The following is a 15,134-nucleotide window of genomic DNA, read 5'->3' as shown; positions in this document are numbered from 1 at the left end:
TCACTTCCTAAATGTATATTTCAAGATAACTTGATAAAGAAATTATAATAAAATCTCAGAGAAAACATGCGCCGAAAAAAAAAGGAAAGTGGCCATAAAATGGCATCTTTCCTTTAAATAAGTCTTTATTAATTTTTCTTCCAAGTAATAAAACTGCCTCCAAAATTTCAGTTTCTATCTACCTGATAAATTTACTCCAACCTAACTTCAATGCGCATCCTGCTAAAACCATTCCTATTGCAATCCATAAATGATTAGACACTTCATTCGTTTGAGGAAAGTGCTGTTTTTCTGATTGATTATGCAAATTATTTGTTTTGGATGACTTATTGATCCCAGAGGATGAATTTTCAGGTGACACCGCCCCAGTATTACTAGAACTACTCCTGTTAGTTGATTCGGTGGATTCACTGGTGCTACTGTCGCTACTTGGTTCCGTGCTACTACTAATGCGGCTTTCACTACTTGGTTCTGTGCTACTAGTAGTACTACTTTCACTACTTGGTTCGGTAGTACTACTAGTGCTGCTTTCACTACTTGGTTCTGTGCTACTGCTGGTGCTGCTTTCACTACTTGGTTCCGTGCTACTACTTGTACTGCTTTCACTACTTGGTTCGGTAGTACTACTAGTACTGCTTCCACTACTTGGTTCTGTGCTACTGCTGGTGCTGCTTTCACTACTTGATTCCGTGCTACTACTTGTACTGCTTTCACTACTTGGTTCGGTAGTACTACTAGTACTGCTTCCACTACTTGGTTCCGTGCTGCTGGACTCCCCTGGTTCACCGGTTCCGCCACCACCGCCACCATAGCGTGGCGTATAGCCAGTAATACTGCTTGTTCTTGGCACATCATTGACCACGGCATCAAGGATGCCCCGATTGGTATATTGTTCCAATGATCCATCAGTTTCTGTTTTATAGGTAATGTAGATCCGTTCCTCCGTATCCCGCAAAGGAATTTCAAAGGAGCCATCACTATTTAAAACGATCGGTACTTGCTCAACATACGTTGGGTTGGAAACGCTGGGGCCGTAAACCACTCGGGCAGTCGTACTGATGAGTGTCTGATGGGGACCTAAAATATCAATAAACGTTCCATCTTTGATCGTCACTTGATTTGTATCAAACGAGTTGATATACACACGCCAATCAATAATCCGTTTGGGTTCTTGCGTACCTAAATACAGTCCTTGTTTGGTGAGTAAGGCTCCCTCCCCTGTATCATCCACTGCTTGAATAAAAATAGGCACCGATTGCGTTCCATTTACTGTTTCGAAGTTGATGTTGTTGATTTGGTTCTCTGTCACTTCATCGCTGAACTTTGTCCAAAAATAAAAGTCCCCGTGTACATTGGTATTTTGTTCGACAAATTCCGTGAAAACAAAGGTCAGCTGATTGCCAACTTGGGTAACATTGACCACTAAGTTGTTATTTTCATCGTATAAAGCATACGTATTATTGACGCCTTCAATCTCAACTGGCAAGGTGACTGTTGCTTTGTCACCGGCTTTTAAGTCACCCAGATTTTCTAAACTCCACGTCATATCTATTTTAAACGAGTCATCTTTTTCGATACTTGTAATGACCTCATTGTGGCTATTGACGATCGACACATTTGTGATCAGCTTGGCGCCCACATCGGTTTCTCCATAAACAATCCGGATACCAGCAAATAAAGGAATCAGCAACAGTAAGACTGCAAATGCTTTTCCAAGTCGTGTGATCATTGGTCTCCTCCCTCAAATAAGTGCTTCCCTAAATCCATCGACCGCAGCCTTCACTGTACTCGAAATGAATTTTGCATCTGACAGTTGTCGTGTTCTAACAGTGTCTCTTCGTTTGTTTGACAAAATGAGCGTTACTTAATTTTATCTGCTTTTCAATGATTTGCACAATTAAAAGGCTTCATGGATAGAAATTTAGACAAACTAGCTAATAAAAAGCCAAATCCCAATCAGTACAAACTGAAAGAGATTTGGCTTGAAGAATAAATTACTCTGTAGGATCGGCGATCCTATCAATTTGCTGGAAGTATCGATATTGACAAATCAAGTAAAAAACGATTTGAAAAATCAAAAAGAGACTAGCGATCACACCGTAGTATTGCCAAACAGGCAATTCTACTAAGATACGCAAAGCGGTCATCGCTACCGCGAAATGGATCATTGCAACGACTGTTGGCAAGAAGTACATTACTTGCAGCTGGCGTCTCAGAACTTTGTGCCGCTCCTTCGGCGACACACCTAAAATATGCAAGGAACGATGGTACGCCCCATCTTTATCTAAATCTGCAAATAAACGGAAATAGATAATCGAAGCGGAGAAAATAAAGAAAACCGAACCCAGTAATACCGTGATCATTAAAATGATGCCATTTCCCTGACGATTTTCTTGGAAAACTTGGTATTTCGAGGTATAAGACGTACGCATCGGAATGTCTTTTGCCGCTTCTGACCACTCTTCATCCGTATAGTCACCTTTGGCTTCAAACTCCTGACTGAGCTCTTCGTATTGCTGATCGATCAAGGCATTTTCTTTATCTAAATTCCCATTGAAATCAGATACCAATTCAGGTGTTTCAGCCCATTCTGGATAGTCTAACCAAATAAAACCAGATTCCATATCATCGTTAGATTCTTGTAAGAGAGCTTGCCATTCCTCAAAGGTCTTATCTGTCACAACTGACAAACCAAAGTGATTCAGAGAAAGCATTGAGGGGCTGTGGACAATCGTAATATCCTTTTTTATACCGGTTTCTGAACCCAATTCAAGTGGGTAGATACTTGTGCGTTCGTTCTCAGGGACTTCTAGGAGCTGTTTTCGACGTGAATAATTAGCACTAAGTGTCATTATTTGATTATCTGCAACGGAATCAGCTTCCTCACCGATTTGTTTCATCATTTTCTGATAGTCGCTTTCTCGCATAATTGAAAAGCCATTCGTCGTATAAAATGAATCATTCATAACTGCAGATTCATCAAGATTCGCATAGGCCCATAGTAAGGAAACACTATCCGTTACAGGTGCATACCCTTTTTCTTCTATGGCAGTTTTAATTTCATTCACTTTTCTCTCAGAATGATCGAGGTCTTCTGGCCCAGACCACGGAAATACATAGGCTACACTAATTCCTTGGATCGAAGAAAAAGAAGAACTGCCAATCGCCAGCATCACGGAAATCCCAACGAATGCCACGGAGGTACTAATAGCAATCAGACTATACATCGCCGCATTGTCTCGCATGCGAAAAATCCATTCGCTGATAGTCAGCATCCGAGTCCCTCGTAAGAAGGTCGGGCGTTTCTTTAATCGTTTCAATAGAAATACGCTGAACTGATGGAATGACAAAATCGTGCCCGCAACAGTCAACAAGACTCCTAGCATAAGCGGCAGCATCGAGTACGTTTGGTAGCTAAAATAAAAGACCGATCCATAGCCAATTAGTAACAGCACAATTCCTGAAAAAGCCAATGCCCAATGGCTTTTTGGTTCAGGACGTGGCTTTTCATTTTCCTTGATCAATGAGATGATCTGTTCTCCTTGCAAGGCGCGGGTACTGAAAAAGGAGATCAAGAGAAAAATAAAGACATAGATCCCAAAGGTCAATCCTAAACCTTCCATAGGAACCATAAATTTCAGTCCTTCTGTTAGATACATGACATTTTGCGCAATCAGCAGCAATAATTTCGTCAATAAAATCCCTAACCCAATACCGGTCACTGTGGCACAGGTTCCTAAAAGGGCATTTTCGACAAACAAAATCTTTCGCAGATCTTTTTCTTCGATCCCCAAAATCAAGTAGATTGCCAGATCACGTTTGCGTCGTTTTAAAAAGACCACAAATGTATACCATAAAAACAACAGCGACAGTAAAGCGATCACCACAAGTGCGACGGATAGACCGACCTTCGCCAATTCTGAAAGTGTACCGCTATTGGACAAATTTTCTTCCAATTGCGGATGAAAGAGCAAAAGACTAAAGATATAAAACACCATCGCCGCAAAGGCGCTACTGACGAAGTAGGCCGCATAGGTTCGAAAATTCCCCCGCAGATTACGAATGATCAACTGTCTGAAATTCATGACGGCGACCTCCTAAATGTGCTAGGACTTCAAGAATTTTTTGATAAAATTGCTGTTGATCAGCCCCGCGATAGACTTCGTTATACAGCTTTCCATCTTTGATGAAAACGACCCGATCAGAAAAGCTGGCAGAATAAGGATCATGGGTGACCATCATGGTGGTGACCTTAAGTTGCTTGTTCATCTGACTTAGTATTTCCATGACATCTCGTGCTGCCTTTGAATCAAGATTGCCCGTCGGTTCATCTGCTAAAAGCAATTCCGGTTGATGGATCAAAGCTCTAGCAATCGCAACTCTCTGCTGCTCTCCACCGGAAAGCTGATAGATGCGTTTGTCTTTTTTCTCATAGATCCCAAGCTCACGTAATAGCTGTTCCGAACGTTCTTTCATCTCAAGAACCGGCACCCGATCCAATGTCAGTGGTAAAATCACATTCTCAAGCACGCTCAATGGCGAAAGTAAATTGTAGTTTTGAAAAACAAAACCTAGTTGCCGACGACGAAACTCCGCGAGTTTTTGCTTAGATAATTCTAGGGGCTGCTCGCCCTTGATGATCAACGAACCTGAAGTCGGTTTATCCAATGTTGCCACCAAATTCAGCATGGTGGTCTTGCCACTGCCAGATGGACCCATAATGCTGATAAATTCTCCTTCTGGCACTTTGAGATCGATTTGCTGTAAAACCTCAACATACACTTCCCCTGTATAGGTTTTCGATACATTTTTCAATTCTAGTAAAGCCATCATTTTCACTCCTTTGCTACTAGTTTAGCAGGCGGCACCGCAATCAGTTATCGATTTCATGATAGAAAGCTTACAAAATTGTAAGAAAGCCTTCACCTCCGAAATGTTAGGGTAACCGTCGTGCCTTGATTCTCCATAGAGGCAAGCGACACATCGATATCTAATTGCGTACTGATCGTTTCAACTAAATAAAGACCGATCCCAGTTGCCTCTCCTGTTTGCCGCCCATTCTGCCCTGTATAAAAGGGGCGAAAAACCCGTGGGAGATCCGCTGCTGCAATCCCGCATCCTTCATCTGCGATCGTCAAGCTTCTAGAAAACGGATCAATTTCAAAATAGACTTTGCTCTCTGCTGTTGAGTACTTAATGGCGTTGCTAATGAGTTGAAAGAGCAGAATACCTAGCCATTTTTTGTCTGTTGTCACCGTGATATCTGCTTCACTCATCAGCTTCGGATAGACTTCACTGCGAATAAAATTCCGCTTCTGGTCACCGATACTGTGTTTTAACAATTCCAACAGTGAGGCTGACTCGATAACGAAGTCCTCCGTGAAATCTTCCAAGCGCACAAAATTCAGCGCAGTCGCTAAGCCACTTTTTAAGCGATCTGTTTCAGCCAAAAGATCATAGCTATCGACTTCTTCACTTTCAGCCATTAGCGCCAAAACTGAGACAGGTGTTTTCATTTGATGAACCCAGATATTCATGAAACGAATATGATTTTGATGGTGCTGATCTAATTCTGTCAGCCGCTCTTGCTCATGCTGCTCTTGTGCATCGAACTGCTTGCGCCATTGCCTGGAAAGGTAGCCATTGCTTCGGTGTGTCGCTCTTCCATGCTTGATATAATGATAAAACGCAGTATTGGAAAGGTAATCTGCCAAATAAACAAGAACAATGAATAGCCCGAATAGAAGCAGACCATAACCAATCACGAGGTTATTTCGATAGCCATCCAACCAAATCACTAAAACGAACAATGAAATGGCTAGGAAGGTAACGAGTAGTTTAGTTAAATGAACACTTACATATGCTCTCATTCTTCTGTACCTACTACCGATAAGGCGTAACCCTTGCCGCGAATCGTTTGGATCGGATCATTGATGCCCATTGCCGCCAATTTTTTTCGCAAACGGCCAACATTGACAGAAAGCGTATTGTCATCAACGAAACGCTCATCATCCCATAATAGATTTAAAATCCGTTCCCGTTTGACCATTTCTGGGTGCGCTGACATTAACAGGGTCAATAATTCTCCTTCTCGAACAGTCAGCCATTCACTGGCTTCACGATAGACCATCTTCAACGCTTCCGGATAATAGGTCAATTCGCCAGCTTTCAAGCTTCTCGCCCGATCAGACTGTGCATAATTCCCATAGACTCTGCGAATATGGCTCTTCACTTTAGCCAGCAGCAAGTCATAAGAAAAAGGTTTGACCAGATAATCATCAGCACCGTATTCTAATGCCATCACTTGGTCCATATTGCCGTCACGTGCGGAGATGAAGAGAATTGGAACCAATGAATGTTCCCTGATTTTTTGGCACCAATAAAACCCATCATAATAAGGCAGATTGACATCTAACAAAACCAAATCAGGTTGGATCATCAAGAATTCAGCTAAAACCGCAGCGAAATTTTCCGGAACAAAGGTTTGATACGCATAGCGGGATAATTGATTTTCCATCATTTTGACTAACGATTTGTCATCTTCGACCACGAATATTTTCATAGAACCCCTCCTGTTTTCTCTAAAGTTTACCAAAACTACGTGAAAAATACTGCAAAATTCCAGCTTTTTTAAAAAAAGTACACTTATTTATTGTAAGCAAAATTATTTTATAGTATACTACGTTTTGTGATTAAAACTTACTTAAAGTAAAGGTGGAAAAAAATGAAAAATATTTTAGTTGTTAAAGCCAATAACCGTCCTGATGGAGTATCTGCAAAAATGTTTGATACGTTCGTTGAAAATCTTGATACGAACAATGTGGACGTTGTAACCTTTGATGTGTACGCACAACCAATGCCTTATATCGGTCAAACGTTATTTGAAGCATTTGGCAAACTTTCACAAGAACAAGAATTAAACCAAGAAGAACAAGAATTGATGACTGTCCGTCAAGATGTGATGAACAAATTCGCAGCAGCAGATACCATCGTTTTCGCTTTCCCAATGTGGAACCTAACGATCCCAGCAGCTTTGCACACATTCATCGACTATATCTTCCAAGCTGGCTTTACTTTCTCTTATAACGAAGATGGTTCAATGAACCAATTGTTGAAAGACAAAGAAATCGTTCTACTGAATGCCCGTGGTGGTGTTTACTCAGGCGAAATGAGCGCAATGGAAAACGCTGTAACCTTTATGGAAAAAGTTTTCGGTGGTATGTTCGGCATGAACATCACAGAAGAAGTAATCATCGAAGGTCACAATGCAGATCCTTCTAAAACAGCAGAAATCATTGCTGAAGGTTTAGAACGCGTAGCAGCAGCTGCGAAAAAATTCTAATCATTGCTATCGATCAACTCCTCAACAAAGCACTATTGCTGGTTGAGGAGTTTTTTTATCTAAACATGTTGATCGTCCATTGGATCGATAAAACAAAGATGCCCCTTAGAACAGAGCGGTCTAAGGGGCTAAATCTCTTTTTATTTTGATGCTTTCCAATCAAAAGGCAACAGCTCTTCTATCGTCATGATTTTTCCTGCTGCGATCATGACCTGCGTGTTGTGGTTGGCAGGATCCAGCTGGCTGATGAATTCACGGCAACGACCACAAGGTGGGATCGGCTCACCTGCCGAATTGATTGCAACCATCTGTAACACCCGCTGCTGCCCATCGGTGATCATTTGCGCAGCCGCAGCCTGTTCGGCGCAAAAACCCATGGAACAGCTGGTATCGATACAGATCCCTGTATAAATCTGTCCATCTGCAGTAGTCAGAGCTGCCGCACAACTCCCTGCTTCTGCAAATTGAGAGAGCTGTCTGAATCCCAGTTTTTGTTTCGCGGCATCGATCAGCAACTGAAAGTCCATTTTTCTTCCTCCAATAATAAGCTGGCTCATGGTTAAATGAACCGTTTAAGCACCCGCCATGATTTTCGTCAATAGCTCAGGATCAAAGGTCTTTTCCCGCAGCATCGCGATTTCATAGCCATAAGGGGCTTTTTTATTCTTTTTGTCTTCGCCGACATACGGTGTTTCCAAAATTTTTGGTAACGCTGATAATTGCTCATGATGAACGATCTTATTCAAGGCTTCAAAGCCGATCGTGCCAAAACCAATGTTCGCATGTCGGTCTTTGTGGCTGCCCTGTGGATTTTTTGAATCATTGACATGGATGACCTTCAAGCGATCCAATCCGATGATTTTGTCAAACTCGTTTAAGACGCCGTCAAAGTCTTCTTTGACATTGTAGCCGGCATCATTCGTGTGACAAGTATCTAGTGTAACGGATAATTTTTCATTTAAGGTAACGCCATCGATAATTGCTGCCAATTCTTCAAAGCTGCGACCAATCTCGGTGCCTTTACCTGCCATTGTTTCTAATGCGATCTGGGCGGTTTGATTTTTTTCAAGGACCTCGTTCAAGCCTTTAATGATCTGCTTGATCCCAGCTTCGGGTCCTGCACCGACATGGGCACCGGGGTGCAACGTGATTTGAGTTGCACCTAAAGCTTGGGCTCGTTGGATTTCTTCTTGTAAGAACGAAACGGCAAAGCCAAAGTTTTCTGGTTTGATGGTATTACCTAAATTAATGATGTAAGGGGCATGGACAACGATATTCGAAATTCCCTTTTCCGTCATAAAATCTTGTCCAGCTGCGATCTGCATCTCTTCGATCGGTTTGCGCCGCGTGTTTTGCGGAGCTCCGGTATAGATCATAAACGTAGTAGCTTGATAGCTAGCCGCCTCTTCTGCTGCTCCTAAAAGCATTTTTTTGCCGCTCATTGAAACGTGTGAACCAATCAACATTTTTCTTTTCCTCCTAAATCTAGTCTTCTCTATTATCGATAAAAGCACCTTGTAAAGCGATTATTTTGCTCATTGCCGTATTTTTTTATCAAGCGAGTCCAAATAACATCAGGACACCCGTCATTAGCGGCATACTTATCAAAAAGCTAATGGAAGAAACAAATCCCACCGCCTCTTCCTCCATCCCAGCAATCACGGAATTAATGACCCCAAATAAAGGGATCGGAGCAAACACTAACAAACAAAGTACTGGTTTTAATAAAACTGGGATCGGTAAAACATAGAAAGCCGCGAACAGCACGAAAGCCAGTCCGTAGCGTAAGCTTAAAATTTTGATTACCGTTGGCGTAGTGTGCTTCGGTAAGCGGAAATCCAAAAATAAGCCAATCATAAACATGGACAGAAACGTATTTGCGATCCCGATTGGCTGAACGAGCGCCAAGGCTGACTCGGGAATCCTCCAATCCGCACTGCGGATAATCAGCATCACTAGATAAATGGTAAATGTTGGCGAGCGCAGGAGATTCAAAAAGATTTTTCCTGGTTCAAACGTCGTCCGCTTTCCAATCAAGAACTCGATGAAAATCGTCGTTCCCCCTGCCAACATGATACTGTTCCCCATATCAAACAGCGAAATCAGTGGAATCCCTAAAGGATAAAAACTTTGGGCAAAAGGAATTGCAAAATTGCCGATATTAAAGCCTGACCCGCAGTACATAGCAAACTGTTGCAGCGTGTTCGATTCTTTTTTGGTCAAGAAAAATGCGAAGAGGATCTGGACGACCGTAATGATCAAAGCGATCACAATCAAACTAAGCGCACTGACTTGTACTTGCATTGAAGCTAAATTCAAAATGATTGCTGCCGGTAACGTCACATTCAAAATAATTTTGGATAAGATCGAGCCATCCGCTTTTGAAAGGACATTTAGCCGTTTAAGAAAATACCCTAAGAAGATCATGGCAAATAAACCGGCGGCATTCAACACTATATTTCCCATTCCAACAAAGACCCTTCCTCTACAAAAATTTGAAAAAAAGCGAACCAACAGGTCGGTTCGCTTTTTGCGATTAAAATGTTAATAAGAAATATTTTTTCTTGCCACGACGAATCACGACGTATTTTCCACCGATCCGATCACTTGCTTGGATCTCGTACGTTAGGTCTTGGACGCGTTCCCCATTGATGTAGATGGCCCCATTTTGTACGTCTTCTCTTGCTTGACGTTTTGATGGTTCGATTTTAGCAGTCGTCAACACTTCAACGATGTTCAAAGAATCATCCGCTGTTACCTGATGACTAGGAACCCCTTTAAAGCCTTGTTCGATCTCTTCAGCGTTCAATTCTTTGATATTGCCGCTGAATAAACTTGCTGAGATGCGTACGGCTTGTTCATAAGCCTCTGCCCCATGAACCAAAGTAGTGACTTCTTTTGCCAAAGCTTTTTGTGCTGTTCGAGATTCTGGTGCAGCGTTAAATTCAGCTTCGATCGCAGCGATTTCTTCTAATGATAAGAAGGTGAAATATTTCAAGAATTTGACTGCATCACGATCATCCGTATTGATCCAGAATTGGTAGAACTCGTAAGGCGTTGTTTTCTTGGCATCTAGCCAAACCGCATTGCCTTCTGTTTTCCCAAATTTCGTTCCATCTGCTTTTGTGATCAATGGCATAGTCAAACCGAACCCTTGGACTTCACGCTCACGACGCAATAATTCGATTCCAGAGGTGATATTCCCCCATTGATCGCTACCACCTAATTGCAACAAGCAACCGTGGTTGTCGTAAAGGTTCAAAAAGTCATAGGCTTGTAAAAGCTGGTATGCAAATTCGGTGTAGGAAATTCCTGTTTCGATCCGACGTTTGACACTTTCTTTGCTCATCATGTAGTTGATGGTAAAGTTTTTCCCCGTGTCCCGTAAGAAATCGATCAGTTTCAATTCCCCTAACCATTCATAGTTATTGGCAATGATGGCAGGATTTTCTTGGTCATCAAAATCAATAAAGCGAGATAATTGGCTTTTGATACTTTGTGACCATTCCAAAACGGTATCCAATGTGTTTAATTGACGTTCTTGATCTTTAAAGGATGGGTCACCGATCATTCCTGTACCGCCACCAACTAATGCGATTGGCACATGTCCGTTTTGTTGGAAACGTCGCAACATCAAAATAGGCAATAAATGACCAATATGCAGGCTATCTGCGGTAGGATCAAAGCCGATATATAGTTTCACAGACTCTTCATTTAATTGTTTGGTCAAGGCTGCTTCGTCTGTGGTCTGATGAACTAATCCGCGTTGCTTTAGTTCTTCAAAAAAGTCTGTACTCATTCTTTCTCCTCCTAATAATTGCTTCATTGTTCATCTTAACTGAAAAAGAGGGCAATGAAAAGTCTTTCTCTCAAAGTCCTTTACCAAAAAAGAAACTTTTAGGCAAATCAGTTCGTTTTCCCTTATTATCGCTGGTTCAATACAAATACCAACTGGCATTTTCTCGCACACTTCTTTCGATAACAGATAGGGTGCTACCCAAGCGCCTTGTTTTTTGCTATAATTACACGGAATCTATTCTAATTTATTGAGGTGACTCTTTTTGTCCCAGAAAACGAAAAATCAAAAGAATACAGAAAACAAAAATAGAGGCTGGTTCTATTTCAATATCAGTCTTAGGGTTTTACATGCCTTGTTCTTAGTGGCTATTTCTTTACTGGTGCTAGGCGGTTCTTTAGCTTTAGGGATCGGTGCCGGCTACTTTGCTTTTCTTGTGGAAGATACCGCAGCTCCTTCTAAAGATGAGTTGCAGAAAGAACTGACCGACATCACAGAGACTTCTCAACTCGCATACGCTGATGGCAGTAAAATCGCAACGATTCGCTCAGATCTGATGCGAACGTCGGTTAATTCCGATCAAATTTCAGACTACTTGAAAAAAGCGATCATCGCAACAGAGGACGAATATTTTAATATTCATAATGGCGTCGTACCAAAAGCAGTCGTGCGGGCGTTATTATCCGAAGCGACAGGCTTTGGCGGCAGCGGGGGTTCCACTTTGACCCAGCAGCTGGTGAAACAACAAATCCTTTCCAGTGAAACGACCTTCAAACGCAAAGCCAATGAGATTTTATTAGCCATGGAAGTGGAGAAATTTTTCGATAAAGATGAGATCGTCACCATGTATCTAAACATCTCCCCTTTCGGCCGGAACAATAAAGGGCAAAATATCGCAGGTGTGCAAGAAGCGGCGCAAGGAATTTTTGGCGTTAACGCAGCTGACCTGTCTTTACCGCAAGCAGCCTTTATTGCGGGTCTGCCACAAAGCCCGATCGTCTACAGCCCTTATACAAATACGGGCGAGATCAAGGAAAACTTGACCGCTGGCTTAGAGCGGAAAGACTTCGTGCTCTTCAGTATGTATCGTAACCACGATATTACGAAAGAAGAATACGAAGAGGCGCTTAATTATGACTTGAAGCAAGACTTCAAAAAACAAGAAGCCATTGAACAAACGGATCAAAGCTTCCTTTATTACACTGTGTTAAATGAAGCAAAAGACATTATTGCCAAACAGCTGGCAGATGAAGATGATGTCAGTGACGAAGAATATGCCAAAGACGAAACCTACCAAAAATACTTCGAATTGGCGCAGCAAAAACTGGTTAATGGTGGCTATACCGTCACATCAACGATCGATAAAGATATTTATAATGCGATGCAAGATGCCGTCGATAAATACGGCTATATGTTAGACAACTGGGGCGACTCCACCATCGAAGTCGGCAATGTCATGATGGACAATGCCACCGGGAAAGTATTAGGCTTTATTGGCGGTCGTAACTATGCTGACAATCAATTCAACCATGCCTTTGATGCTAAACGCCAAGCAGGTTCAAGTATCAAACCAATGCTGGTTTACGGACCGGCGATCGAAAGTGGCTTGATGGGCTCTGAATCAATGGTTTCTGATTATGCCGCAAAATGGCGGACAGGAGAAAACGCCGGTGAGCCGATCGTCAATGCCACAAACCGTGGAACCAATACTTTTATGTCGATTCGCGAATCATTGGAAGTTTCCAGTAATATCGCAGCGACAAATATTTTCCAAGATCTGTGGGAAAAAGAAGGCGATCATTTTTATGCCTATTCAAATTATTTGAGCAAAATGGGCTATCCTGAAGATAACAGCTGGGCATATGAATCAGCGCCATTAGGGGTTACCGATGTCACAGTGTTGAATCAAACAAATGGCTTCCAAACATTTGCCAATAACGGTGTCTATCAGCAAGGCTACATCATCGAATCAATCAAGGATAATGAAGGCGAAGTGCTTTATCAGCATGAAGCCAAACCGGTCCAAGTCTTTTCTGAAGCGACAGCTTCCATTATGACCGACATGATGCGTAGTGTTATCGATGAGCAAAAAACCAGTTCCTTTAAATCGGTTATCAGCGGATTAGATTGGAACCTCGGGAATGCCGATTGGGTCGGTAAAACTGGGTCTACCAATAATTGGTCTGACTCTTGGCTAGTCGTTTCCACCCCATCGATCACCATCAGCAGCTGGTCAGGGCGGGATGACAATAAAGCTACCGATAGTGCCGCAGGAACTCGGACAGCCAATTACATGGCTTACTTGATCAATCGTATCTATCAAACAAACCAAGAAGTCTTTGGTGTAAATCAGAAGTTTGAACTTTCTAGTGATGTCAAAAAAGCTCAAGTTTCCAAGTTTACTGGTACCCAACCAGGCGGAACCGTGCGAGTCGATAATCGAACCTATACGAATCCAAGTAGTACCGTTACTTCTTATTGGGCAACTGGCGGACCAGATACGGTCGATTTCAAATTTGGACTCGGTGGTTCAGATGCAAACTATGCTGACTATTGGAAAAAAGCATCCTCTAGCCGTTCAACAAATCGTTCGTCGAATACATCATCGAATAACGCATCCAACAATGTTACACCTACTGCAAATGATGACGACGATGACGAGCAAGAAAATAACCAACCTAATACAAATGATGATGATGACTGATCAGCCTTGTGCTGATCAGTTTTTTTATACAAAAAAAGTGTGGGTAGAAAATCCATAGATTTTCTACCCACACGAACGATCGTTGAAGCAAAAAGTGGAACAACAAAGCGTTGCTCCACTAGTCTTTTTATTAAATCGCTGCTTATTTCGTAGAGCTTTTTTCTGAAATACCGTAAGGCAAGACGATCGTTTTTTGTTCTACATCTTCTTTGTTCATCATTTTAGTTAATAGACGCATCGCAACGGCACCCATATCATACAATGGTTGCGTCACACTTGATAAGCGTGGACGAGCTGCTTCAGCCAATAATGAGTTGTTGCTGGTGATGATCTCGAAATCCTCAGGAACTTTAACGCCTTTGTCTAACAAACCATCTAAGACGCCGATGGCTAACTCATCGTCTGTAACATAAGCTGCTGTTGCACCACTGTTGATGATGCGATCAACTAATGCTAAGCCTTCTTTAAAGCTGTATGGTGATTCAAAGATCAACCCTTCAGAATAGTCAAGGTTGTTTTCTTTCAAGGCTTCTTTATAGCCTTTCAAGCGGTTTTGGCCATTGATTGGATCGATCAAAGCACCGCTGACAAAAGCGATTTTTTGATTGTTTTTCGCCAATAACGAAACAGCATCTTTGGCAGCTGCTGTGTAATCGATATTGACACTTCCTACTTGTTCATCAGGATCGATCGAACCAGCTAAAACGACTGGAGTTTTTGAGCGAGAGAATTCCCCGCGAATTTCATCCGTGATGCGATGACCCATGAAGATAACGCCGTCTACTTGTTTTGCTAACAAGTTGTTCAATACGTTGACTTCTTTCATCGTATCGCCATCAGAGTTGGCTAAGATGATATTGTATTTATACATGGTCGCTACATCATCGATCCCACGAGCAAGTGATGAGAAGAACATATTGCTGACATCAGGAATGATAACACCAACAGTTGTGGTCTTTTTACTTGCCAACCCTCGAGCAACTGCGTTTGGACGATAATCCAAGCGGTCGATCACTTCCAGCACTTTCTTACGAGTTGCTGGTTTTACATTTGGATTTCCGTTGACTACCCGTGAAACAGTTGCCATCGATACATTCGCTTCCCGTGCAACATCATAAATCGTAATTGTTTGTTTTTCCATGATATATCTCCCTTATTCTATTTTCAGAAAATCTTATTTACATTTCTTTGTTAGGATAGCAAATTTTTTCTGGATTTGCAACCGTTTTAATTTTGTTTTCATGAAAACTTAGCAATTTCCTACTTTCCCCTCCCCTATTCTCTTCGAAAGC

At 42.0% G+C, this 15,134-nt stretch carries 12 protein-coding genes; 2 read left to right on the top strand and 10 right to left on the bottom strand.

Going from position 1 to position 15,134, the window contains the following annotated elements; translation table 11 throughout:
- Positions 1-178: 178 nt before the first annotated feature.
- From IGI89_RS11940 to IGI89_RS11920, 5 genes are all read right to left on the bottom strand, one after another.
- Entirely contained in the window at positions 179-1,729 is a 1,551-nt protein-coding gene (locus tag IGI89_RS11940; RefSeq protein WP_438735701.1) for an Ig-like domain-containing protein, read from the bottom strand.
- Positions 1,730-1,994: 265 nt separating this feature from the next.
- Entirely contained in the window at positions 1,995-4,085 is a 2,091-nt protein-coding gene (locus IGI89_RS11935; protein WP_438735700.1) for an ABC transporter permease, read from the bottom strand.
- Entirely contained in the window at positions 4,057-4,833 is a 777-nt protein-coding gene (locus IGI89_RS11930) for an ABC transporter ATP-binding protein (RefSeq protein ID WP_438735699.1), read from the bottom strand. Before IGI89_RS11930 ends, IGI89_RS11935 begins: the two co-directional genes overlap by 29 nt.
- Positions 4,834-4,922: 89 nt before the next feature.
- Positions 4,923-5,870, bottom strand: coding sequence for a sensor histidine kinase (locus IGI89_RS11925; RefSeq protein WP_438735698.1), 948 nt, complete (start codon positions 5,868-5,870; stop codon positions 4,923-4,925).
- Positions 5,867-6,562 (bottom strand): response regulator transcription factor, encoded by a 696-nt coding sequence (locus tag IGI89_RS11920; RefSeq protein WP_301387675.1) that lies wholly within the window; start codon positions 6,560-6,562, stop codon positions 5,867-5,869. The genes IGI89_RS11925 and IGI89_RS11920 overlap by 4 nt, the downstream gene beginning before the upstream one ends.
- 162 nt (positions 6,563-6,724) lie before the next feature.
- On the opposite strand from IGI89_RS11920, the gene IGI89_RS11915 reads away from it, so the two are divergent.
- Positions 6,725-7,342, top strand: a complete 618-nt coding sequence (locus tag IGI89_RS11915) for an FMN-dependent NADH-azoreductase (RefSeq protein ID WP_005225804.1) — start codon at positions 6,725-6,727, stop codon at positions 7,340-7,342.
- Between the two features lie 140 nt (positions 7,343-7,482).
- Here the strand turns inward: IGI89_RS11915 and IGI89_RS11910 are convergent, their stop codons facing one another.
- From IGI89_RS11910 to tyrS, 4 genes are all read right to left on the bottom strand, one after another.
- Positions 7,483-7,869, bottom strand: coding sequence for a cytidine deaminase family protein (locus IGI89_RS11910; RefSeq protein WP_438735697.1), 387 nt, complete (start codon positions 7,867-7,869; stop codon positions 7,483-7,485).
- A gap of 45 nt (positions 7,870-7,914) precedes the next feature.
- Entirely contained in the window at positions 7,915-8,808 is an 894-nt protein-coding gene (locus IGI89_RS11905; RefSeq protein WP_005225802.1) for a deoxyribonuclease IV, read from the bottom strand.
- 88 nt (positions 8,809-8,896) lie between these two features.
- Complete coding sequence (locus IGI89_RS11900) at positions 8,897-9,808, bottom strand: AEC family transporter (RefSeq protein WP_005235411.1); 912 nt, start codon at positions 9,806-9,808, stop codon at positions 8,897-8,899.
- A gap of 70 nt (positions 9,809-9,878) precedes the next feature.
- Positions 9,879-11,141, bottom strand: a complete 1,263-nt coding sequence (gene tyrS, locus IGI89_RS11895) for a tyrosine--tRNA ligase (protein ID WP_438735696.1) — start codon at positions 11,139-11,141, stop codon at positions 9,879-9,881.
- Positions 11,142-11,403: 262 nt separating this feature from the next.
- Here tyrS and IGI89_RS11890 point away from each other — a divergent pair, with 262 nt between their 5' ends.
- Positions 11,404-13,842 carry a transglycosylase domain-containing protein gene (locus IGI89_RS11890; protein ID WP_005235408.1) on the top strand — a complete coding sequence of 813 codons (2,439 nt, stop codon included), beginning with the start codon at positions 11,404-11,406 and terminating at the stop codon, positions 13,840-13,842.
- 142 nt (positions 13,843-13,984) lie between these two features.
- Here the strand turns inward: IGI89_RS11890 and ccpA are convergent, their stop codons facing one another.
- Complete coding sequence (gene ccpA, locus IGI89_RS11885; RefSeq protein WP_008378470.1) at positions 13,985-14,983, bottom strand: catabolite control protein A; 999 nt, start codon at positions 14,981-14,983, stop codon at positions 13,985-13,987.
- Positions 14,984-15,134: the final 151 nt, after the last annotated feature.

The organism is Enterococcus sp. AZ141, assembly GCF_051714385.1.
GTDB classification, from domain to species: Bacteria; Bacillota; Bacilli; order Lactobacillales; family Enterococcaceae; genus Enterococcus_D; species Enterococcus_D entomosocium.
Note: the sequence above shows the minus strand (reverse complement) of the source record. Positions and strands in the feature narration are given on the sequence as shown.